The sequence below is a fragment of the Pokkaliibacter sp. CJK22405 genome (assembly GCF_046614695.1).
GTDB lineage: Bacteria > Pseudomonadota > Gammaproteobacteria > Pseudomonadales > Balneatricaceae > Pokkaliibacter.
In genome coordinates this window covers 233,608-256,583 of sequence record NZ_JBKKHQ010000012.1, presented here as the reverse complement: position 1 = coordinate 256,583, position 22,976 = coordinate 233,608, and the positions used below count along the sequence as shown (strand labels likewise).

18 protein-coding genes are annotated in these 22,976 nt (G+C 56.2%); 10 read left to right on the top strand and 8 right to left on the bottom strand.

The genetic code is table 11. From position 1 onward, the window contains the following. Positions 1–299: 299 nt before the first annotated feature. The 3 genes from ACKC9G_RS08385 (at position 300) to ACKC9G_RS08375 (ending at position 4,026) form a co-directional block, all read left to right on the top strand. Complete coding sequence (locus tag ACKC9G_RS08385) at positions 300–572, top strand: hypothetical protein (RefSeq protein ID WP_411404492.1); 273 nt, start codon at positions 300–302, stop codon at positions 570–572. Between the two features lie 438 nt (positions 573–1,010). After that, positions 1,011–3,320 carry a methyl-accepting chemotaxis protein gene (locus ACKC9G_RS08380; protein WP_411404491.1) on the top strand — a complete coding sequence of 770 codons (2,310 nt, stop codon included), beginning with the start codon at positions 1,011–1,013 and terminating at the stop codon, positions 3,318–3,320. 235 nt (positions 3,321–3,555) lie between these two features. Continuing rightward, entirely contained in the window at positions 3,556–4,026 is a 471-nt protein-coding gene (locus tag ACKC9G_RS08375; protein ID WP_411404490.1) for a DUF6515 family protein, read from the top strand. A gap of 81 nt (positions 4,027–4,107) precedes the next feature. On the opposite strand, the gene ACKC9G_RS08370 is transcribed toward ACKC9G_RS08375, so the two are convergent. The 3 genes from ACKC9G_RS08370 to ACKC9G_RS08360 all read right to left on the bottom strand — a co-directional run bounded on the left by ACKC9G_RS08370 (position 4,108) and on the right by ACKC9G_RS08360 (position 5,799). Further along, positions 4,108–4,554, bottom strand: coding sequence for a YbaN family protein (locus ACKC9G_RS08370; protein WP_411404489.1), 447 nt, complete (start codon positions 4,552–4,554; stop codon positions 4,108–4,110). A gap of 229 nt (positions 4,555–4,783) precedes the next feature. Next, the gene (locus ACKC9G_RS08365; RefSeq protein WP_411404488.1) at positions 4,784–5,095 is read right to left on the bottom strand and encodes a hypothetical protein; all 312 of its coding nucleotides are present in this window, start codon (positions 5,093–5,095) and stop codon (positions 4,784–4,786) included. 53 nt (positions 5,096–5,148) lie between these two features. Continuing rightward, on the bottom strand, positions 5,149–5,799 hold the full coding sequence (locus ACKC9G_RS08360; protein ID WP_411404487.1) for a M48 family metallopeptidase: 651 nt from the start codon (positions 5,797–5,799) through the stop codon (positions 5,149–5,151). 111 nt (positions 5,800–5,910) lie between these two features. On the opposite strand from ACKC9G_RS08360, the gene ACKC9G_RS08355 reads away from it, so the two are divergent. Then, positions 5,911–6,750: an RluA family pseudouridine synthase gene (locus ACKC9G_RS08355; RefSeq protein ID WP_411404486.1), complete on the top strand. Its 840-nt coding sequence runs from the start codon at positions 5,911–5,913 to the stop codon at positions 6,748–6,750. 154 nt (positions 6,751–6,904) lie between these two features. Then, positions 6,905–8,002 (top strand): DNA polymerase IV, encoded by a 1,098-nt coding sequence (dinB, locus tag ACKC9G_RS08350; RefSeq protein ID WP_411404485.1) that lies wholly within the window; start codon positions 6,905–6,907, stop codon positions 8,000–8,002. On the opposite strand, the gene ACKC9G_RS08345 is transcribed toward dinB, so the two are convergent. Next, a complete protein-coding gene (locus tag ACKC9G_RS08345) occupies positions 7,999–10,602 on the bottom strand; it encodes an EAL domain-containing protein (protein ID WP_411404484.1) in 2,604 nt (867 codons plus the stop codon). The genes dinB and ACKC9G_RS08345 overlap by 4 nt on opposite strands. Before the next feature lie 160 nt (positions 10,603–10,762). Here ACKC9G_RS08345 and ACKC9G_RS08340 point away from each other — a divergent pair, with 160 nt between their 5' ends. Then, positions 10,763–11,329, top strand: coding sequence for a phenylacetic acid degradation protein PaaY (locus tag ACKC9G_RS08340; RefSeq protein ID WP_411404483.1), 567 nt, complete (start codon positions 10,763–10,765; stop codon positions 11,327–11,329). 52 nt (positions 11,330–11,381) lie between these two features. Further along, positions 11,382–13,406 (top strand): diguanylate cyclase, encoded by a 2,025-nt coding sequence (locus tag ACKC9G_RS08335; RefSeq protein WP_411404482.1) that lies wholly within the window; start codon positions 11,382–11,384, stop codon positions 13,404–13,406. A gap of 23 nt (positions 13,407–13,429) precedes the next feature. Here the strand turns inward: ACKC9G_RS08335 and ACKC9G_RS08330 are convergent, their stop codons facing one another. Together ACKC9G_RS08330 and ACKC9G_RS08325 are read right to left on the bottom strand one after the other, a co-directional pair. Further along, a complete protein-coding gene (locus ACKC9G_RS08330) occupies positions 13,430–15,196 on the bottom strand; it encodes an acyl-CoA dehydrogenase (RefSeq protein WP_411404481.1) in 1,767 nt (588 codons plus the stop codon). Between the two features lie 179 nt (positions 15,197–15,375). Further along, positions 15,376–16,452, bottom strand: coding sequence for an AraC family transcriptional regulator (locus ACKC9G_RS08325; protein WP_411404599.1), 1,077 nt, complete (start codon positions 16,450–16,452; stop codon positions 15,376–15,378). Positions 16,453–16,793: 341 nt separating this feature from the next. Here ACKC9G_RS08325 and ACKC9G_RS08320 point away from each other — a divergent pair, with 341 nt between their 5' ends. From ACKC9G_RS08320 to ACKC9G_RS08310, 3 genes are all read left to right on the top strand, one after another. Continuing rightward, on the top strand, positions 16,794–18,782 hold the full coding sequence (locus ACKC9G_RS08320; RefSeq protein WP_411404480.1) for a DUF1302 domain-containing protein: 1,989 nt from the start codon (positions 16,794–16,796) through the stop codon (positions 18,780–18,782). Positions 18,783–18,869: 87 nt separating this feature from the next. Then, positions 18,870–20,255: a DUF1329 domain-containing protein gene (locus ACKC9G_RS08315; protein WP_411404479.1), complete on the top strand. Its 1,386-nt coding sequence runs from the start codon at positions 18,870–18,872 to the stop codon at positions 20,253–20,255. Between the two features lie 295 nt (positions 20,256–20,550). Then, entirely contained in the window at positions 20,551–21,225 is a 675-nt protein-coding gene (locus ACKC9G_RS08310; protein WP_411404478.1) for an IclR family transcriptional regulator, read from the top strand. A 152-nt stretch (positions 21,226–21,377) separates the two neighbouring features. Here ACKC9G_RS08310 and ACKC9G_RS08305 read toward each other — a convergent pair whose 3' ends face one another. Next, a complete protein-coding gene (locus ACKC9G_RS08305) occupies positions 21,378–21,806 on the bottom strand; it encodes a hypothetical protein (protein ID WP_411404477.1) in 429 nt (142 codons plus the stop codon). A 198-nt stretch (positions 21,807–22,004) separates the two neighbouring features. Further along, positions 22,005–22,793: an inositol monophosphatase family protein gene (locus ACKC9G_RS08300; protein WP_411404476.1), complete on the bottom strand. Its 789-nt coding sequence runs from the start codon at positions 22,791–22,793 to the stop codon at positions 22,005–22,007. Positions 22,794–22,976 lie beyond the last annotated feature (183 nt).

The following is a 22,976-nucleotide window of genomic DNA, read 5'->3' as shown; positions in this document are numbered from 1 at the left end:
AGCGTGTCGGCCCGATAAACGGATGACAACCTGGATCGGGTTGCCATCAGAGGCAGGGAGGTTCACTCCCAGAAAGGAAGCGCAATTCTTGCACGCTCATCTGTCCGGCGCAACCCGGAATTTCATTCTGGTTCACACTGTTGTTCTAATGCACGCAAATGGGGCGTTTTTCCTATTTACGGCAATTTTCTCTGTAAACGCGGGCTGGCGCCTCGCCGGCGCTGGGCGAGTGGAACGCAGCTTGCTATAGTCTGCCCAATGTCCATGCGTGACAGCTATTTCGTAGACGAGGAGTCGTTATGTCTTCTGTAAGTGCTGATATCCGTAAGCGGGACCGAATGATCGAAGAGCTTCGCGGCTTCATCAAAAAGGTTCTGATTGATCCAAGCATTGCCACACAGTCCCTGAATATCACCCGTGAACTGCTGAATCAGGATGATGCCTACAAGCAGATCGCCGAACGTATCTCAGCGACCACAACCATCAAGATTCCCCAGGACTTCAGCGATGCTGACAAGATGTATCTTGATCTGCTAAAAGAAGTCGTCCGCGACGAAAAAGCCCTGTACTGAGGCGGCTCTCGTCCGGTAACGAGGCTGGCGCAGGCTGGCCTCGGTGATTTCTGGGATATTTTGTGATCTCGCCACAGGTCTTTCTCGACCGAAATCCTTTCAACGCCCTTCCGCTTCTCTCACCCTGACTGACTTTTCCGGCACTTATCCCTGAACTGTTTGCTGACATCGAGCAGACTGTCGACCAATCGCCTCGATGACGTCACTTATTCAGGCAAATACGCCAAACCCCGCCAGTATTCAACGATAGTTGTAGCCTGCCCTATCAACTCTGTAACCCGAACGCAGTATGCTTAATCAGTTACCTTTGCTTGTCATTTTTGACAGCAAATAGACGAAAAACAGATTAACGAATAAGTTTCCTTGTTTGCAGAACTGTTTGAGTGTCTATCTTTGCCATGAGCAGTATAAAAACAACGCAGTCTCTGGGAGTTGACCATGTCACTGAAGTCCAAGCTTTTGCTGGCCTTTTCGCTGATTGCAGCCATTCCTCTGGCTATATCACTGGGTATTGCTACCTGGCTCGGAAGCCAGCAGGTGGAAACCAGCGTCAAAAATAAACTGACCGCACAGCTGGAGTCCTCCAATAACCTCAAAGCCGAAGCCATTGACCAGTACATGACACGCCTGAAACAGGAACTTAAGGCCTACATCAAACTCCCCGCACTGAGTACGGCAGCACAAGCCCTGGAAGAGGGTTTCGACAAGTCTGTCAAAGATCCGGGCAGTGAAGCCCTGCAACGTTATTACACCGACAGCTTTGGCAAACAGTTTGCCGAGATGAACGGCGGCCAGAGCGGCAACCCCAAGGCTATCTATGACGGGCTGGATGCTGAAACCCGTTATTACCAGAATCTCTACATCGCCCAGAACCCGAACCCGCTGGGTAAGAAAGACGCCTATGACAGCAATTGGGATGGCTCTGCGTATGACAAGGCACATCAGATCTATCACCCGACGCTGCGAAAATTCCAGCAGGATCAGCACTTCTACGATCTGTTCATCGTCGATAATGACGGTCGCGTGGTTTATACCGTGTTCAAGGAGCTGGACTACGCCACCTCCCTGAAAACCGGACCCTATAAAAACACTCTTTTGGGTGAGGCCTTCCGCCACAGTCTGAATGCTGCCAAGCCGGACCAGGTTTTTGTCAGTGACTTCGCCGCTTACTACCCTTCTTATGAGCAGCCTGCTGCCTTTATGTCGGCGCCCATCATGAAAGACGGCTCACAGATTGGTGTGCTGGTGGTTCAACTTCCCATCAATGAGATTAATAGCCTGCTGACCAACGACCAGCGCTGGGAGTCGGACGGCATGGGCAAGAGCGGTGAAAGCTATCTCGTGGGTGGTGATAAAAACCTGCGTACCGAAAGCCGCGCGTACCTTGAGCATCCGGAGCGGCTGATCCAGCGCCTCAAAGAGGCCGGACACGAAAAAGTCGCTGAACAGGTCACACGGCATAAAACCACGATTGATCTGGTCACCGTGGATACACCTGCAGTCAATGCTGCCTTAGGCGGCGAGAGTTCGGACTCCATTGGCAAGGATTATCGTGGCGTCAATGTCATTAGCGTCTATCGCCCTATCTCTCTGGGCAATTATCAGTGGGCGCTGATCAGCCAGATGGACACCGCAGAAGCCTTTGAAAGTGCTTATACCCTGCGCCGCCATATGATCATCATCGGTTGCACAACACTGGCCATTACCTTGGTTATTGCAATCCTGATTGGCTGGCTGATGGCCCGTAAGATGATTGCACCGCTGACCAAGGTCGTGTCTGAACTGGACGGTATCGCCCAGGGCGAAGGTGACCTGACAGCCCAGCTCAAGGAAGCTGAGCGCAGTGATGAAATTGGCCAGCTGGCTCGCAGCTTCAACACCTTTGTCGCTTATATTCAAAGCATCATGATTCAAGTCGAGTCTGCCAGTCAGGAGCTGAGCAAAGCCGCCGGCGAGCTGGAAGACGTTACGCACAGCACTGGCAAGATTGTTCGCGATCAGAAAGTGATGACCCAGTCACTGGCCAGTGGCATGACTCAATTCTCCTCATCCCTGCTGGAAGTTGCCGGCAACAGTACCCAGACGCTGGAAGCGGTGGAACATGCCCTGACCGAAGCGCAGGAAGGTAATCGCTACGCCACCCATGCCCGTCAGCAGATCGAGCAACTGGTCGGCTCCGTTGGCAATGCCAACCAGGCGATTCACCGCCTTGAAACAGAAGTGGATCAGATCGCGACTGTGCTGGATGTGATCGAAAGCATCTCCGAGCAAACCAACCTGCTGGCACTGAATGCCGCGATTGAAGCCGCCCGCGCCGGTGAAATGGGCCGAGGTTTTGCCGTGGTTGCTGATGAAGTACGTTCCCTGGCCGGACGCACCCAGACATCAACTGTGGAGATCAAGGACAAGCTTGGCCTGCTCAAATCCGTGGTGAATGAAGCTGTCTCCCAGATTCGTTCGGCCAATAACACCGCTGGCACCGGAATTGAGCAGGTGGAAGCCACCGCCGGACAGATCAGCCAGATTCTCGCCATCGTGGAGCGGGTACGTAACATGAATACCCAACTGGAATCTGCGGTGTCGCAGCAGCGTGAAGGAGTTGAGCTGATGGAGTCCAACGTGATCCAGATCGACGATGCCTCGGCCCAGACAGCCAGTGCATCTGCCGATGTCAGCACCTCAGCTTCCGAGCTCAACAGCACGGCGGCGACCCTGCGTAATATCGTCGGACGCTTCAAGCTGCGTTAATCGCTCTGAAGCCGCACAAAAAGGCGCAGCGCTTCGGACTGCGCCTTTTTTTGTTGTCCCGAAATACTTCCATTCAATCAAGACCAGATGCCCACGGCTCACTACCAGCTGTTTCAGCTCACCACTACGACCCCCTCTATTGAAGCCAATCTTTACACCACCTTGACAGCCTCAGCCCTATGATTAGCTTTCACCCGTTCGTTCCGAGCGGGTCTGTGAGTTAGAGGTACTCTCCATGAAAAAGGCAGCATTAGGTATAGGGCTTCTGTGCTGTAGCATGCTGGTTGCACCGGTCATGGCTGCACCACATGGTTTTGATCGCGGCCCCTCAGGCCATCATGGTGGCGGTGCGCCACGCCTGGGCGAAGTATTCTTTGGACTGGCCCTGGGTGGCATGGTCTACCACCTGATTAATGACCATGTGTACTACCAGGATGGCCCAACGTGGTATCTGCATGATCAGCGTCGCAACGCCTACGTGGTCGTTCAGCAGCCACAATCAACCACTCAGGTCGTGGTGAATCAGAGCCCGAGCTACAGTAACTATTCAGGGGATGTCCCCGCCGGTGCGGTCTATCCTTCACTGCCCAACGGCGCCGTAGCGGTGAATATCAACGGTATTCAGTATTTCGAGAAAACCGGCACTCTCTTCCTGCCCAGTGAGCAGAATGGTCACACCGTCTATGTGGTCGTTCGTAACCCCTAAGGGCGAACAACAGGGTGGAAGGAAACAAAAAAAAGAGCCTGCATCCTGCAGGCTCTTTTCGTTAGTGGGATTTCTTAACGCTCAGTACTGCCGGGCTTCCCGAGCCTGACAGTCCTCCAGTACCGGCATGCAGGCGATACCTGCACTAATGACCATCATCAGCAGGGTGTAGGCGATTTTTCCGGCCCAGGGGGCAAACACAACCATGCCAACAGCCCAGGCAATAAAGAGCGTGGTATACGCCGCCAGCTTGGCTCGCCGCGGCATCGCCCGGTATTGCTGCCAGGCATAGATGGAAGGGCCTGTCAGCCGGTGATTGAGCAAAGCCTGATAAACCCGGGGAGAGCCTTTGGCAAAGCAGGCCGCTGAAGCAAGGATAAACACCGTTCCGGGTAACCCCGGCAGAATGATGCCCAGAATTCCCATCGCCAGCGCCAACCAGCCCAGCACCAGCCACACACAGCGAGCCAGACGGGAAACAGGAGCAGGTGAAAGTGTCATCGCAGCATCCTCAGGGATCGAATCCATGGCGGTATTCCTAGAGTGATATGAAACCTCAGCGTGCCAGCCCTTATCATCAAAGCAAAATCAATTAACTCATCAGAAGCCATTGTTTTTAGCTATAAGAGACAATGAGAGCACTAGCGCAAGTATTGACCATCAGCCGTATGGCAGGACGTCACACTTGCCGCCGATCACGTCAGACCGGGCAACGCCATGGCGTTACCCGTTCCGTATCACTCAACAGAAATCCGCATTAGTGATCGTGGTCGCAGCCACAATCATCGGTATGCACATGCTGAACATCAGCCTCATGGGTTTCCACTTCAAGGTCGATGACGTTACAGGCACCCGGACGCACCACCAGCATGCCGAAGTGTGTTGGCTCTTCATCATCATCTTCGCCATCCGGTACTTCCAGGGAAATCTGCGACTTGCCTTCATCAATCGGCTCAAAGTTGATGATCAGCGGCAGGCCGTCTTCCCACTCGACCCGCAGCTCCGCCAGGTCAAGCTCGACCTCGTCGCCATCCGGGGTCATTCCAATAATGCGAGGCAATGTAGACATGTGTTTTACCTTATAAGGAGGAGGACTCAATCAGCAGTCAGACAACCGCTACTTTAGAAAACCAGACGCTGGCCATTGGCCTTGAACCAGGCGCGCATTCGTCGCCATTGTGGACTGTACTGACTCACCAGGGCCCAGAAAGGCGGCTGATGATGAAAGTGCACCAGATGCGACAATTCATGGATTAGAACATAGTCCAGTGCCGCGGCAGGCGCCATGATCAGCCCCCAATGAAGCTTGATTATACCCTCGCGGGTACAGCAACCGTAACGGCTCCGATAATGTTTGACCTCTACGCCACGAAACCTCAAGCCCATCTGCCTAGCCCAATACTCAAGACGGCGCGGCAGATAGTCCTGAGCCTGTTGCATGAGCCAGGGCCGAAGACTGTTCATATCCTGAGTGGTCTCAGGAACCCTTAGGGTTGCCTCCTGAATCTCAGGCGCCACCACCTCCGCTCGAATCAGCCTGTATTCCTGCCCGGCAACCCAGAGTGAGTCCGGCAAGTCGAGCAGGTTTTCCTGCGGCTTGCTGCGGGCCAGCTGGCGCAATACCCAGCCTCTCTGGCGCTCCAGAAAAGCCACAATTTCGCTTTGTGGCGTATGCATCGGTGCGCTGACGCGGACTTTGCCATCACGAACCTGCAGGGCAATCGTCTTTTTGCGACGGGCACTGCGGCGAATGTCGACATCAATATCGCGCATGAAAAACTCGGTCCGGAACGCTAAACAAGGTGAAAGTGCCGACAGCGCAAGCTGAGATCAGCGGGGAAATCACGTAAGATGGGCAAGCTTACCACATTACGAACGGGCCTTATGACCTCTCCCAGCTTTGAAATCACCGTTGCCACTGCCGGCCCCACGGCTATTGAATGGATTGCTTCCGTCAGCGAGCTGCCCAAGGCCCGCATCAAGGATGCCATGAACAAGGGTGCCGTCTGGCTGACCCGCAAAGGCCAGTCGGATAAACGCCTGCGCCGCGTTCGTTTTGTCCCCTGTGAAGGCGATATTCTGCGCTTTTACTACGACCCGGACCTGTTGAACCGAACCGCCCCTGAGCCGGTGCTCCTCAAGGAGTTTAAACAGTATTCCCTCTGGTACAAGCCACCCGGACTCTTATCACAGGGCACGGCCTTTGCTGATCATTGCAGCCTGCTGCGTCAGGTGGAAGTCAGCACCGGGCGTGAGGTTTACCTGATCCACCGCCTCGACCGCGAAGCTCACGGTCTGGTGTTACTTGCCCATCAGGGCCGTTTGGCAGCGCAGCTCTCTCAGCTGTTTCAGCAACGTGATGTGGATAAACGCTACTTCGTGCGCGTAGCAGGCACCCTGCAAAGCAGTGACTGGACACTGATTGACCAACCGCTGGATGGCAAGGCTTCCCGTAGCCAGATTCGCACCCTGTGTCACGAGAATGGCAACACCGTGCTGGAAGTAAAGATCGACACCGGCCGCAAGCACCAGATTCGTCGCCACCTTTCCGCCTTTGGCCATCCAGTACTGGGCGACCCACGCTATGGCAAGGGCCACAGTTATGAGGCGGGCATGCAATTGGTCGCCGCTGAACTGACCTGGCAATGCCCCATCGCCAAGATGGAGCGCCATGCCAAACTGGCAGAGCTGCACCCACAAGCGCTGTACGACTGGCCTGTCTGATTCCTTGCGCCAACATGCCACCTTGCCCGCACTGCGTCGTCTGACGCGGTGCGCTTGCCGATATAAAACCTCACCGCGGCGATGAATCCCTGCCAAGACAACGCCAGATAACTGTATTAAAATACAGTACTTTGAACCCTTAACAGGTCAGGTTATGGCGCAGCGCAAGATCATTCACTTCGACTGTGATTGCTTCTACGCATCGGTCGAGATGCGCGACTGTCCGCCGTTTCGCGATATTCCTCTGGCCATTGGTGGCCGCCCGGACAAGCGTGGCGTCATCTCAACCTGCAATTATCCTGCGCGCAAATTTGGCATCCACTCGGCGATGCCCTCCTCTCAGGCCATGCGCCTCTGCCCGGATCTCACGCTCATTCCCGGCGATATGGCCAAGTACAAAGCCGTGAGCCAGCAATTCATGGCGATTCTGCAGGAGTTCGCCGAAGAGGTGGAGCCGCTCTCTCTGGATGAAGCCTTTATCGATGTGAGCGAATCGACCGCTTTTAATGGCAGCGCCACCCTGATTGCCCGCCACATTCGTGAACGGGTTCGCCGCGAACTGGGCATCACCGTTTCAGCAGGTGTTGCGCCCAACAAGTTTCTCGCCAAAGTCGCCAGTGACTGGCATAAGCCGGATGGCATGAAGGTGATCACGCCAGCAGAAGTGGATGACTTCGTGAAGGCGCTCAAGGTCAATAAGCTCTGGGGTGTGGGTAAAGTCACTGCCGCCAAGATGAACCGGCTGGGACTTTTTACCCTGGAGGATATGCAGAAGTGGCGCGAGGAAGACCTGATCGAGCATTTCGGCAGCTTCGGAGCGCGCCTTTATCAGCTTTGCCGAGGGGTCGATCATCGCCCGGTGGCTGTTCGCGAAGAGCGCCTGTCCCTGAGTGTCGAGCACACTTACGATCAGGATCTGCCGGATCTGGCTACCTGTCTTGATAAGCTGCCCAGTCTGCTGAAAGAGCTGGAGGAGCGTCTCGCTCGCCGGGGTTTGAGTCAGCATGCCCAGGGCAATGTGCTGAAGATGAAATTCCACGACTTTCAGCAAACCACCGTGGAGCGCAGCCGTAACCGACCTGATCATGATTATGCCAGCCTGATGGCGGCGGCCTGGGAGCGTGGCAATAACAAGGCCGTGCGTCTGATTGGCGTGGGCGTACGCCTGTCGCAGGAAACCGCCGAGCGCCTGCTGCAACCCCAGCAGCTCACTCTGGCCTTAGATCAAGGCACCAGCCACTCCAGTGACTAACCCGCCAGCGGCGGCGTCAGACCGGGATCACCATTACCGGGATAGCAGCTTAACCAGCGGGCACAGTCGAGCGCATTCATGGCCGGCGCGATCAGATAGCCCTGATATTGATCACAGCCCGCCTCTGCCAGAAATGCCTGCTGCGCAGGGTTTTCCACCCCTTCGGCAATCACGGACAGGTTCAGGCCATGGGCCAGCGCAATGATGGTCTGGGCCAGATGCCGGTCTTCGTAGACCTCCGGCAGCCCGGCAACAAAACTGGCGTCGATCTTCAGGTAGTCCACCGGCAAATGCTTGAGATAGCCAAGGCAGCAAAAGCCCGTGCCGAAATCATCCAGCGCCACGCCCACCCCCAGCGCACGAAGCTGCGCCAGCCCTTCCTGAACGGAGGCAGCCTGCGCCGGAATAAAGCTGTCTTCGGTGATTTCCAGATCCAGCAACTGCGGTGGAATCTGGTAATAGTCGAGTAAAGAGCGAATGTCATCCACCAGCGTGGTATCGAGCAGATCCGAGGCGGACAGGTTCACCGCGATGGGTAAGTGCGGGCCGTCATGAGTGAGCCACCGTTGCAACTGATGGCAGGCAGTTTCCAGTACCCAGCGCGTGATACGCGGCATCAGCCCCAGCTGTTTGGCCAGCGGCAGAAACACCTCGGGCTTGCGCATCCCGTCCGGGCCAGGCCAGCGAATCAGCGCCTCAAGCCCGACCGGCTGCTGGTTCGCAAAGTGCAGTTTGGGCTGGTAATGCAGTTCAAAATCACCGTGTTTAAGCGCCTGATACATCGCCATCTCCAGACTGAGGCTGGCCTGACTGGCTTCCTCCAATGGATGACGAAACAGGCTAAAGCCGTTACGGCCATTGTCTTTGGAGCGGTACATCGCCGTATCCGCACGCTTGAGAAGCAGCTCAACGCTGTCGCCATCGTCCGGGTAACAGGCAATACCGATACTGCAGGAGAGATGCAGTGACTGACCATCAATCACAAAGGGGTCGGACATGGTCTGCAGAATGCGCTCGGCCAGATGATTCAGGCTCGCGGAATTCTCAATGGCCGGAATCAGCAGGGTAAACTCATCGCCACTCAGACGGGCCGCCGTGTCATTCTTGCGCAGCACCCGCGTCAGACGCTTGGCCACAATACTGAGCACCTCATCACCGACACTGTGACCAAGACTGTCATTGATACGCTTGAAGCGGTCCAGATCGAGGAACAACACCCCAAGACGCTGATGCTCCAGCCGTGCTTTCTCAAGCGCGCGCTCCAACCGGGCCTGAAACAGACGGCGGTTAGGCAGCCCGGTCAGTTCATCAAAATAGGCCAGTTTTTCGATTTGCTGCTCACGAATCTTGCGCTCGGAAATGTCACTGAAGATGGCCGCGTACTGGCGCACATGACTGGTGTCATCATAGATGGCAGTGATACTGATCCACTGGGGATAAATCTCACCATTCTTGCGCTGGTTCCAGATCTCCCCCTGCCAGGTGCCCTGCGCCAGCAGCTCTTTCCACATCGCAGCGTAAAAGGTGTGGTCGTGAAAACCTGAGCTTAGCAGGGCGGGCGTTTTACCGATGGCCTCTTCCGCGCTATAGCCGGTGACCGCGCTAAAACTTGGGTTGACCGCCTGAATCACCCCTTTGGGATCGGTGATGATGATGGCATTCAGGGAGGCTTCAATCACTTTCTCTGCCAGACGCAAACATTCCGTCGACTCTTTCAACGCCTGATTGCGCTGATCCAGCACCGACTGCAACCGCGATACATAGAGATATTCGATACTGCGAAGGATGTCGGAATAGCAGAGCAAGGCGATGATCTCACCCCCGCCATTGGTCACGCCCAGATGATTCAGCCCGGCCTGCTCCATGCAGTTGCGCGCCATCAGGAGTGGCGTGCCCAGAGCCACGGTAAGACAAGCCTCCTGCGCCAGTTCGCCAATAGCCAACTGAGTTTCAGGCTGCGACAGATAGGCGACCCAGTCGCGCTCGCAGGCAATGCTGCAGTGGCCGTCACCATGGTCGACCAGAAACGCTTCACGCTGCTCCCTGTGCATACGCTCAAACACGGCTTGCGCAGGAGAAGTCGCCGCTACGCGCATGGGTTCGCGGGTAATGGTGCTGTCGATTTCACGCAGGGAAAGGTAATACTCAACGCCCTGATGGCGGATCAGATCGCTCAGGCTGAACATGCCGCCTGGGTGTCCGTCGGCATCCACAATCACCAGATGCCGCACACCTTCACGCTGCATCACCAGACCCGCTTCACGCAGGCTTGACCCTGCCGCCAGGGTTTTGACCGGTGAGCTCATGTGATCCGACACCGGGGATTGCAGCTCCTGTGGACAGGCCGCCAGCCGCGTGGCATCGCGCTCGGTCCAGATACCGAGCAGCCGACCGTCTTCGACGATAACCACGGCGCTGCAATTGCCTTCAAACATCTGCCGCACCACGTCCTGCAGCGGGGTATTCGGCGCACAGGTCAGCAGAGCCCGGCGCGCCAGATGCCAGACCTCATGACTGTGATCGCTGGGCTCAATGTAACCGGCATCCTCCGCAACAGCGTCGCTGTGCGGACTTATCGCGCCAGTTGGGGATATTTTCACCCGTCATACTCCTGACTGTTATGACATTACTTGCTAGGGTCAGAATAATTTAGGGATTTTCCTTATTCCATGCGCCAAATCATGATTTGGGACCATAACGCGACCCCATAAAGCTGTGTAGAATGTTTCCAAGCCTTCCTCTGGAGTACAAGGAGTTGTCATGCCAGCCTATGCCTTTGACGGCAATATCCCGGTCGTGTCCCAGGGTAGCTACGTGCACCCTTCCGCCGTGCTGATTGGTGATGTGATCATCGGTGAGAACTGCTACGTCGGGCCGCTGGTATCCCTGCGCGGCGATTTGGGTCAGGTCAAGATTGACCATGACAGCCACATTCAGGACAACTGCGTGATTCATGCCGATGAAGGTGGCCGTGTTCATGTCGGCTCCCACTGTCATATTGCTGCAGGCAGCGTGCTATATAACTGCACCCTGGGACGCCGCTGCTTTATTGGCATGGGTTCGGTGATTCTGGACCGGGCGATTATTGGTCAGCAAAGCATGGTATCTCCGGCCTCTCATGTGCAGGCCGGGTTCAATGGCACAGAAAGCCAGCTGCTGGCAGGCAACCCTGCCTACCCCTGCGGCGCCGTGACCATGGCAACGCTGTATGCCAGACAACAGGCCGATCAGCGTTATCGTGAACTGGTGATACGCGCAAGACACACACTTCAGGAAGTGGATCCGCTGTCCACCGTTGCCCATCGCCACCACCGAGCGAGTCTATGAACCTGAACTCCCCTTCCTGCCGGCTCGGCCAGCCGAAAAATGAGGAACCAGGATGACGCTGCTGCGCCGCCCCGTCTCTGTCTTTTTTCTGACTGGCTTCAGCTTCCTGCTGCTGATGTTTGCCCTGCTCTTTGGCGCACGCATCATGATGGAAGACCAATACCACGACACGCGTACCGCGCTGCTGCAGGCCACGCTGTCGACCGAACTCGACAGCATGAAGCGACTGGTCGATAGCCAGGCACGCATCACCCGCGACATGCCTCACTTTTCCCCGGAAGGGACGGACCAGATGATTCAGCATCATCTGCAAAGCCTGCTGCAACCCGACCGTCTTGATGGCGCCATGCTGCTCAGTGCCAATGGCAACCCCCGGGATATCAAAATGCAGGTGGCCCTGCCGGACAGCCTGCGCCAGCATATTGATGAGCTGATCAGCGAGGCGGCTCAGGCCAATGACGGCCAGGCTCACAGCTATTATTTACGCGCGCAGGGTAAGGTTTGGGCGCTGGTGATCGCTTCTCTGCATGAAGCGTCACTCAGCCAGGCCCACGGCTATCTGGTGTACTGGCGTCAGCTGGATGACAACTATCTGGCGACACTGGCTGATCGCTATCACTTTTCTCTGCTGAAACTGCAGCTGCCGGCGGCCAATGACAGTGAACTGAGTTCCTCCCAAACCGTAATCACTCTGGATAATGGCCGTGCCGTTGTCGACTGGAACCACGAGACGCCGCCGTTTCGGCTGATCTATACCGCCATTGGTCTGGGGCTGATGCTGACACTGGCGCTGGCGCTCCTGGGTGTACTGCTGTTTCGTAATCTGCAGCGCGGCAATCAGGATTTCCGTACTCTCTTTAACCGCAATAAGGCATTGCAGCTACTGGTTAACCCGCTGGATGGCAGCATTGTGATGGCCAGTAAAACCGCCGCCGATTTTTACGGCCATACGGTAGCCACTCTGCAGCGCCACACCCTGTTTGATATTACCGAAGACAACCCCGATATCCTCGGACTGCTCAAATCCAGCAACCCGTTTCGTCTGCGCCAACGCACCGCTCAGGGAGAGGAACGTCTGGTCGAGATTCATTCAGGCCAGATCATGCTGGCTGGCGAGCCTCTGCTTTACCTCATCGTTCACGACGTGACCCAGAGCCACCGCGCCTCCCGCGCCTTGACGCGCAGCGAAGCGCGTTTTCGCGCCATCTTTGAAGATGCCAGTCTGGGCATTCTGCAGCTGGACTCCAATGGCCGGATTCTCGATGCCAACCCGGCTTTCTGTAACATGCTCGGCTATCCCGAGAATAATCTGCTGCGCTGGCACTGGAGTGATCTGGTCACCGGCGAAGAACGCGAAGCCACTGCCCGCACCTTTCAGGCCATGACCGACGGTGTCGTCGATAAGCTCAACCACCAGCAACGTTTTGTGCAGGCTTCCGGCAATGTGATCTGGACGCAGATGAACATCAGCCCCGTCAATATTCAGGGTGAAAGCACCACCTATGTCGCGATGGTGGAGAACATCAGTGAAAGGGTCGCCCTGCAGCAGCAGCTAAAAGAACTCGCCGCGCGCGACCCTCTTACCGGGCTACACAACCGCCGTTCGATGGAAGAACAAGCCTCCCGTGAGCAATCCTGGTCCCGCCGCCATGGACAGAACCTCTGCGTAATGATTGCCGATATTGACCACTTCAAGCTGATCAATGACAACCACGGTCACAGCGTCGGTGACATTGTGCTGCGTGAGTTTGCCATTATCTGTCAGCAGTACCTGCGTGAGTCCGACATTCTCTGCCGTTGGGGTGGTGAGGAATTTGTGATGCTGCTGACTCAAACCGATCTGAGTCAGGCGGCGATTGTCGCCGAACGACTACGACTTGCCGTGTCGGCCATGGAAATCAAGGCAGGACGGGAGCGTTTACAGCTCACAATCAGTCTTGGCCTGAGCGACTGGCAAGCCGAAGATGAAAACTTCACCGATGCCCTTGAGCGGGCAGACGGTGCGCTTTATGCCGCCAAACGCAATGGCCGCAATCAGGTGGTCAGCAGCCCGAAAGAGCCGCTGGAAGAGGTCTGAGCCCCCTCAGACCTCTCGCCCTCTCAGCCTTCTTCAAAGAGTGCTTTGGCACATTCCCCCAGACTGTCGCCACCTTCGGTGATGGCAATCAACAGACCATCGGTCCGGCTCAACCAGTGTTGGCAATAGAAACGCAGCATCCGGGTTTTGTGCAGGCGCTGGTCATCATGGTCGATGGCGGCCAGCGCACTTTTCAGCAATAACCAGCCACCACAGAGATAGCCAAGCAGCATCAGCCAGGGCACGGCGGCTGCCTGAGTGGCTTGCATTTCCCCCGCGCCGGCACGCTGAGCCAGCCATGTCGCTGCCGCTCGCGCTTGCTCCAGAGAACGCCGAACCGCACTGACATCCGCCTGCAGTTCAGCAAGCTCAATCGGCTTGAGTGTCGCATCCACCTCCGCCAGCAAAGCGCTCACCCCCACGCCCTTATCCGCCAGACATTTTCGCCCCAGCAGATCCAGCGCCTGAATCCCGGTTGTCCCTTCGTAGATGGTGAGAATGCGGGCATCCCGATAGCACTGGGCGATTCCCGTTTCCTCGATAAAGCCCATCCCGCCATGCACCTGAATCGCCAGCCCCGTGCACTCCTGTGCCAGTTCAGTCAGCCAGCCTTTAACGATGGGCGTCAGCAGATCCGCACGCACCCGCTGTGCTTTATCATGCTTGGCCTGATCCTCCGCAAAGGCGGCAGTCAGCGCCAGAGCACGCATGGCTTCCAACGCACTTTGTTGCATCAGCAGCATACGCTGCACATCCGGGTGATGATCAATACTGACGGTCTGCTGCTGGCGATCCGTCCCCTGTCTTCGCTCGGCGGCATAGGCTCTTGCCTGTTGCCAGGCCCGTTCAGCCACGCCCAGTCCCTGAACACCCACCGCCTGACGGGCATGATTCATCATCGTGAACATGCAGGGCAGCCCCTGATGCGGCTCACCAATAAGGTAGCCCAGCGCCCCGCCGTTATCGCCATAACTCATCACGCAGGTCGGGCTACCATGAATGCCGAGCTTGTGCTCAAGGGCCAGCGCCTGCACATCGTTACGCTCCTGCTTCGCATCATCCAGCCATTTAGGCACCAGAAACAGGGAAATGCCTTTTACTCCGGGCGGAGCCTCCGGCAAACGCGCAAGCACCATGTGCAGAATATTGTCGCTGCACTCATGCTCGCCCCAGGTGATGTAGATTTTCTGACCATAGAGCCGATAGTGCTCGCCCGCCGGTTCTGCTCGCATGTTGAGCAAAGCCAGATCAGAGCCTGCCTGCGGCTCCGTCAGATTCATGGTGCCGCTATAACGACCGCTGATCAGCCCCGGTAAATAGCGGTTTTGCAGCTCATCGCTGCCGTGACGCAACAGCGCTTCGATGGTGCTCTGGCTCAGTAGCGGGTTCAGCGCCAGCGCCAGATTGGCCGACTGCCAATACTCCGCCACCGCCGTTGCAATCACCTGTGGCAACCCCTGCCCACCAAAACTCTCCGGTGCACGAATCCCTTGCCAGCCACCCTCGGTAAATTGCGCCAGTGCCTCCCGACAAGCCTCCGGCACCTGCACTACGCCATCCTTTAACGTAGCCCCCTGCTTATCCGCCAGACGACTGGTGGGCGCCCAGACATCCGACGCCAGTTTGGCCGCTTCATTAAGCACAGCATCAATCAGCTCAGGGGATAACTCTTGCTGTTCCGGTAGCGAAGCCAGGGCTTGCGTACCAATCAGATACTCCAGCACAAAGCGGCTGTCTTTCATCGGCGCCAGATAGGGAGGAGAAGGAGGAATCGTCGACGAACCGCTCATAAGGCACCTCACAGCAACGGGCACTCTTGTACCCGTCGCGCCTGAGTCAGCCACGACCGGTGAAGAGCATGGTTATTTTCAGTGAGGATGCCGTTGTGATCAGGTATTCAACAATGACATTTACGGCCGAATCCACTGACAAAAGCCGCCAGTGCTTATCATCAGAAGTGGAAACAGGTTCAGGCGTAATCCTGCCAACGGGATTTTTGCCGGTATTCTCCCGGCGTCATGCCAGTCCATTTTTTGAAGGAGCGAAAGAACGCGCTGGGTTCATCAAAGCCCATCAGGGCGGCAATGTCGTTGATGCTGAGGTGGGGGGAGTTCATGTAGTTAACCGCGGCATCCCGGCGGCATTCATCCTTGATCTTCTGGTAGGAAGTATCTTCATCCAGCAGCCGTCGTCGCAAGGTGGATATCGACATATTGAGCTTGCTGGCGACATCATCCGCACTTGGCATTTCACGACTGAAGTCCTTGCCGAGAATCGCCACAATCTGGGACTTGAGGGTCTGGGCATCATCCACCATCACCATCAGCTGATAAGGCGCCGTCTTGAGAAAACCGCGCAGGGTTTCCTCGGTTTGCACCAGCGGCAGGTCCAGATACCGTGCAGGGAAAACGATGACATTATCGTGCTGGTTAAAGCGGATTTCGGCGTGAAACAATCGCCGATAGTGGTCTTCATCTTCCGGCGTATCAAAGCTGAAGTAGACCGCTTTCAGCTCCAGCCGACGGCCCACCAGCCAACTCAGAAAATGGTGCCAGACCGACAGAGAAGTACGAATGCTGACAGGGGGTTCTTCACTGATCAGGCTTTCCACCGTCCCCGCAGGCTGGGAATCGAGGGGGGCAAAACTCAGCTTGGCATAACGACCACGTTTGGTAAGCACAGGCTTGATCACTGAACCACGGCAGACTTCATAGAAATCACTGCAGCGTCGCAGGGCTTTTTCCAGCGTCTGGCAGTGCAAAATGCAGTAGCACATCATGCGAAACGTGCCGTTGGGCACCTTGCCGCCACTGAGCATGCCGAAGGACTCATCCTGCATCACCCAGATGATGCGCTGGTACAGCTGACCGAATTTCTCAGCAGAAAGATCCTCGCCTGCGGCAATCGCGGCCGGGGAGATATCCACAGAGGCTAATAGAGAGTCGACGTCATAACCTTGCTTGTCGACCATCCGCAGAAGATAGCCAACATAACCACTGGGGACGCTGATGGTACGCTCACTGCCTGTCATCGCCATCGTGTTCATCAACACCGCCCTGCCTTCTGTACATATAACGTACATTTTTGACCCAACGGAAAAAATATTTCAAGCCAACCTTGGTGGAATTATCTGATGAGAAATGTCAGCAAAAATTCGGAAACCACTTCGTACTTTTTCGCCACTCAAGCAGCTAATTTCAAAACGTACTTATGCCGAACGGCGTGATCGCGTTTTTATCCTTCACTGTTTCGCGTGGAAATGTCAGTGCAAATGGGCCATTTTGTCATTGCAGCGATGGGCAGAGCATCCAACACTCTCTCCCACGCGACTATCGCCAGACAGGCACTCCTGTCCTGTCGCTGGCCAGCTACTTCAGGTGATGCTCTATGACGACAAGAATAAAAAACGTCCAGTGCTTCACGCGCCGCCCGCTGGCGGCTGCGATCTCTGGTTTAACCGGTTTAGTACTGCTGCCGCTTTTAAGCGGACAGGCGCAGGCGTTTGAATTTACCCTGGGCGAGGTTCAGGGAAGGCTCGACTCGAACATTTCCGTCGGCGCCAGCTGGAGAACAGAGGATGCCGACCCCTATCTGATCTCCAAGGCCAACGGCGGCACCGGCCCAGGAGCCGGTAACGATGACGATGGCAACCTCAACTTCAGGCAGGGCGATGCCTTCTCAAAAATTATCAAGGGCGTGCATGACCTTGACCTGCGTTATGAAAACGTCGGCGCCTTTGTCCGGGGCAAATACTGGTATGACCTGGAGCTTGAAAATGGCTCGCGCCCCCACGGCAACAGCGGTAACGACTACGACCCCGGCGAGCCGCTGAGTGATTCAGGCTTCGATAACTACTCGCGTTTCTCGGGAGCTGCGCTGCTGGATGCCTTTGTCTACGGTGACTTTGATGTGGCTGAACACCCCCTGAGTGTGCGCCTTGGTCGTCAGGTGGTGAGCTGGGGCGAAAGCACCTTCCTGCTGGGCGGCATCAATACCATTAACCCGATTGATGCCAATACCTTCCGCCGTCCCGGCGCCCAGATCAAGGAAGGCCTGCTGCCCGTCAACATGCTCTATGGCAACCTTGGGGTTACCGATAACCTGAGCGCGGAAGCCTTCTATCAGCTGCAATTCGAGCCCAGTGTGGCGGATGGCTGCGGCACCTTGTTTTCGGATAACGATTACGCCGCCTCAGGCTGTAACAAGATTCGAATCTATAGCGACAATCCAAGCCTGAGCGCCCTGCCACCCTACAACGCCTTGAACTCGGATGATCAGACCTACTTCAATGACGGCAACTTTGCGATTTACCGCAACAGCAATGGCGTTCGTGAAGCCCCCGACAGCGGTCAGTTCGGTACGGCTTTCCGTTACTTTGCCGAGAACCTGAATAACACCGAGTTTGGTTTTTACTTCACCAACCTGCATAGCCGCCTGCCGGTGATCAGCGCGGTGAAAACCACAACCAACCCCAACACCACGGCCCTGAGCCCCACCTTGCAAAGTGCCACCGGCGGCCTGACGAGCCTGTCACAAGTGCAAAGTGCACTGGCAACGCTGACCTCGCTGGGCGCATCCAGCCCATCAAGCCCGCTGTACAGCCAGTATTCAGGCTTGCTCGGTGCAGCCCAGCTGCATGTGATTGATGCCGCCTCCGGCAGCAGTTATTTCACCGAATACCCTGAGGATATCCAGACACTGGGGCTGAGTTTTAACACCAACGTCGGTGAAGTGGCGCTCTCCGGTGAATACAGCTTCCGCCACGATGTGCCCATGCAGATCAACGGCAGTGCGCTTCTGACCTCACTGGCGACGCTGGGCAATGCCAACGTCAACAGCGGCATTGATTCGCGCGTGCGCAATACGGCGCTGGGAGGTGTGGTACGTGGCTATGACACCTTTGATGTCTCGCAGGTGCAGCTCACTGCCATCAAAACCTACTATCAGGTACTGGGGGCCAGTGAAATGGCACTGGTTGGCGAGCTTGGGTTTATCCATGTACATGGCCTAGATGACAGCGCCAATGCGATCAAATATGGCCGCAGCAGCGCCTTTGGCTATGAGTCAGGCGATAACGATGGTTTCGTGACCCAGAACTCCTGGGGTTATGTGGGCCGTGCTTCACTGACCTACCCGGATGCAGTAGCGGGCATCAACCTGACGCCGACCCTGTCGTTCAAGCATGACGTCAATGGTGTGTCGCCCCAGCCAGGTGGCACCTTCAACGAGGGCGCAAAATCTCTGGGCCTTAGCCTGAACGGCGAATACCTCAATAAGTACTTTGGCACCCTGTCGTACACCCGTTTCTTTGGCGGAGACTACAACACCCTCGAAGACCGGGACTTTGCCTCGTTAAGTTTTGGCATGTCATTCTGAGCCTGCGCAGAGCGCCTCCTCCGGAGGGCTCTGCTGTGTGATGATGCTCACTGACAGGAATGATGCAGATAAGAATAAGGACTGATGATGCGTACACTCGCCTTTCGTTCTCCCACTTCACCACAACGCCCGCGCCTGTGGCGTCTGGCACCCGTCAGTCTGGCGCTTTGCCTGCTCGGGCTATCCACTGCTCAGGCGGCTGTCTCGGCAGAGGAAGCGGCGAAACTCGGCACCACACTGACACCGGCCGGGGCCGTTAAAGCCGCCAATGCAGAGGGCACCATTCCCGCCTGGCAGGGGGGCATGAGTCAGGAGGGTGACCGCTATGCAGACCCTTTCGCCAGTGAAAAACCGATGCTGACCATCACCCCGGCCAATGTCGATCAGTACGCCAGCAAGCTTTCGCCTGGTCAGGTGGCGATGTTCAGGAAATACCCGGATTACCAGATGCATGTGTACCCCACACATCGCACGGCGGCGATGCCGGATCGAATCTATGCCGCCGCCAAAGCCAACGCGACATCAGCCCATCTGGTGGCGGACGGCAACGGTGTCGAAGGCTACAAGGAAGCAGTGCCCTTCCCGATTCCGCAAAACGGTCTTGAAGTGATCTGGAATCACATCACCCGTTACCGTGGCGGCGCCCTCAAGCGCACCATTTTGCAGGCTGCCGTACAAAGTAACGGGGCGTATAGCCCGGTAAAGCTGGAAGAAAGCTTCTCCTGGCCTGAGTACCTGAAAGATGGTGTACAGCCGGAGGATGCCAATATTCTCTCCTTCTTCACCCAGAACGTTATCAGCCCGGCGCGCCTGGTCGGTAACGTGCTGCTGGTACACGAAACCCTGAATCAGGTGTCCACTCCGCGTCAGGCCTGGGTGTATAACGCCGGTCAGCGACGTGTGCGCCGTGCGCCTCAGGTCGCCTACGATGCGCCGGGCACCGCCACTGACGGCCAGCGTACGTCCGACAATCTGGATATGTATAACGGCGCCCCGGATCGCTATACCTGGAAGCTGATCGGCAAGCAGGAGATGTATATCCCCTACAACAGCTTCCGTCTTGCAGATCGAAGCCTCAAATACGATGACATCATCCGCCCCGGCCATCTGAATACCGACTTGCCGCGCTATGAGCTGCACCGCGTTTGGGTCGTGGAAGCCAACCTCAAGCCGGGCGAGCGGCATATTTACGCCAAGCGCACCTTCTACATCGATGAAGACACCTGGCAGGCGGCAGTGGTGGATCATTACGATGGCCGCAATCAGCTCTGGCGCGTGGCTGAGGCCTATGAATTTCAGTACCGCAAGGCACAGGTGCCCTGGCTGACGGCTGAAGCCCTCTACGACCTGCAGTCAGGCCGCTATCTGGTTGGAGGTCTTAGCAACGAGGAAGGCAAAGGCTATGACTTCGACGTGCGCTTCAAGCACGATGATTTCACCCCGGCGGCTATCCGTCGCATGGGCGTACGCTAGTCCGCTGCAGTCCCCGTAACCACTTGCAACATACAAGTCTCTGGCGTCATTTTTTTGACCAAAGAGTTAAATTACTTCCCACAAAGGCCGCCCCTTCTGGGGTGGCCGCTTTTTTTACGCAGACCGTGCCCCATTTTCGCGCACGATTATTCACCCCTCCCGCCAAAAGCATTTTCTTAACTCTTTCGTCCGATTCTCTCTGTAGTAGGATTCTGCCGCCCAAATGCGCTAGATTATTAGCACCCTACTGTTCATGGAATGTGACAGTTTTCTCTTCAGGAAAAGGAGACCTCCTGTGGCACAAGATCGCGTCGAAGCCGTTGAGCGGGCACTGGTACTGCTGGATTGCTTTAATGAACAACAACGCACCCTGTCTCTGGCGGAACTCGCCACCACTTCCGGATTCTACAAAAGCACGATTCTGCGCCTGATGCGCTCACTGGAAATGTTCGGCTATGTCCAGCGCGATAATCGCGGGCTGTTTAGCCTCGGTGGCGCTGTCAGACGTTTATCCCGCGCCTGCAATGAGTCTACCGGCATTGAACCCATGATTCGCCCAAGCCTGCTGCAATTGCGCGAGCAATCCGGCGAAACCACGTCGTTCTATGTCCGTGAAGGCATGAAGCGTATTTGTCTTTATCGGGAAAATGCCCTGCAGGAAGTCAGGCATCATTTGGAAGAAGGCATTAGCCTGCCACTGGGTGTGGGCGCCGCCGGTCGCTTACTGCGCGCCTTTACTGATGATGACCCAATGGATCATCACATTCGCCGTCAGGGCTGGACCGTTTCACTGGGTGAGCGTATGCCGGAAGTGGGTTCGGTCGCCGTACCGACCTATAACCGTCAGGGTGATTTACTGGGCTGCCTGTCGATCTCCGGACCGATCAGCCGTTTTAGTGAAGAACGCTGTCAGGCCCATATCCAGACCCTGAGAGAAGAAGCCTCACGATTAAAGCTCAGACTGCTGTAATGCTCTATCGCTGAAGTTCACGCCCCTTGGGGCGGAGAGAACAGCAGCATCATGACTCGACGAACACAACTCACTCCCTTGTCAGACGGGGTGATGAGAAAACCAAGACAGCTTTTAGGCAAGCGCTCTGGCTTCAACGTTAGCCCCAGCGCCTACTGACGAAGGCTGATACCGAAACACCAGGGTTCATCCCGACTGATAGAAATCATCTCGGCGGTGACAGCGCCTTTTGAACACTGGTACAGCGCAGCCTTGCCCAGATTGATCATCAGGGTATCGCCCATCTGAACCATCTCGACCTTGTCTCTGGGGTTACCACGGAAACTGACGTCGGTGTGGTTACCCTTCACGTCCCAGTCCTCGACACCTTCAGCGCGAACAGACTGCATGGCGCACGACAACGCCTGCTGCTCAAACGCCTCGGTTGAACCCTGATAATGGAATGCCGTGACCTGACCGTCCTCAACCTGCACGCTCAGGTTCTGGACAAAGCCGTCCACATCCTGCTGACAGCTCCACTGTTCAGCGTGAGCTGTCGTCATGGTAAAGGTCATCATCACAGCGAGTGCGGATGCTTTCATAGGAGTTAACTCTCTCGTGCGCAACATCATCAACGCAGACGCCGCTCCCGGTGCGTACTTCTGCCGTTGGTTTCGGTGATTTCCAGAGTTAGTGTGCTGTGACATCCCTCACCAGCGCACCACCCAGATGTACAACAAATCCCTTTGCAGAGCGTTTTCCCTACGCGCCTTTCGCGCCCTTCGAGCGCTCACTGGCGTCTAGCCGCGTATCTCAAAGAGCGGCATCAACGTTGTTTCCAGCGATGCATCACAGGCCAACACCCCCATTTTTTCGCCCCGGGGTAAAGGTCGGTCAATATAGTTATGCCAGCCACCGGCCTCTTCGACGATCAACAAACCTGCGGCCACATCCCAGAGGTTAATGCGGGACTCAAAAAAACCATCGACCCGCCCATCCGCTGTACGCGCCAGCGCCAGTGCCGCACTGCCAAGGCGACGCTGATCCATATTACAGCTGTAGAGGTAATCCAGCCGCGCCTTGTACGCCGGCAAATCATTACGGGCACCAAAGCCCAGATAAATCAGCGCGCTGTCAGGAGCAACCGCCTCTTCCTTGCGCTTAAGAGGCTGATCATTCAGCTCCGCCCCCTGACCACGCACTGCGCTGTACAACAGCTCGTGAATGGGCGCATAAGTGACCCCCACCTGCACCTGGTCCTGCTCGACATAGGCCAGCACCACGCCCCAGTCCGGCAAACCCCGTAAAAAATTGGTGGTGCCATCAATGGGATCAATCACCCAGTAGCCCGCGGATTCACCGGGCTGCCAGCCTTCTTCCTCACCAAGAATACCGTCCCGTGGAAAGGTCTCTGCCAGACGGCTCCGAATCAGGGATTCCACCTCACGATCAGCTTCACTGACCCAGTCCTGAACCCCTTTGGCATCGACGGTCAGCTCATCTCGTCGACAAAAATACTCCATGGCCAGCATTCCGGCCTCGCGGGCCACATGACAAGCCAGTGCATGTCGCTGGGACAGATCATCCATCACTCTGCTCCTTAGGCTGCAAACACATTTCAAGGGCGTCCCCGACACCCGAACAACAGCCTTTTAAGGCCTGATAATGCACTGCACAATAGTTGATCAATCACTCAGGGGATAAAGACCCCGCCATTCGACAGGATATACGCCTGCTGCAACGCAACAGCTCCCTGACTGGGTGCCCCGATA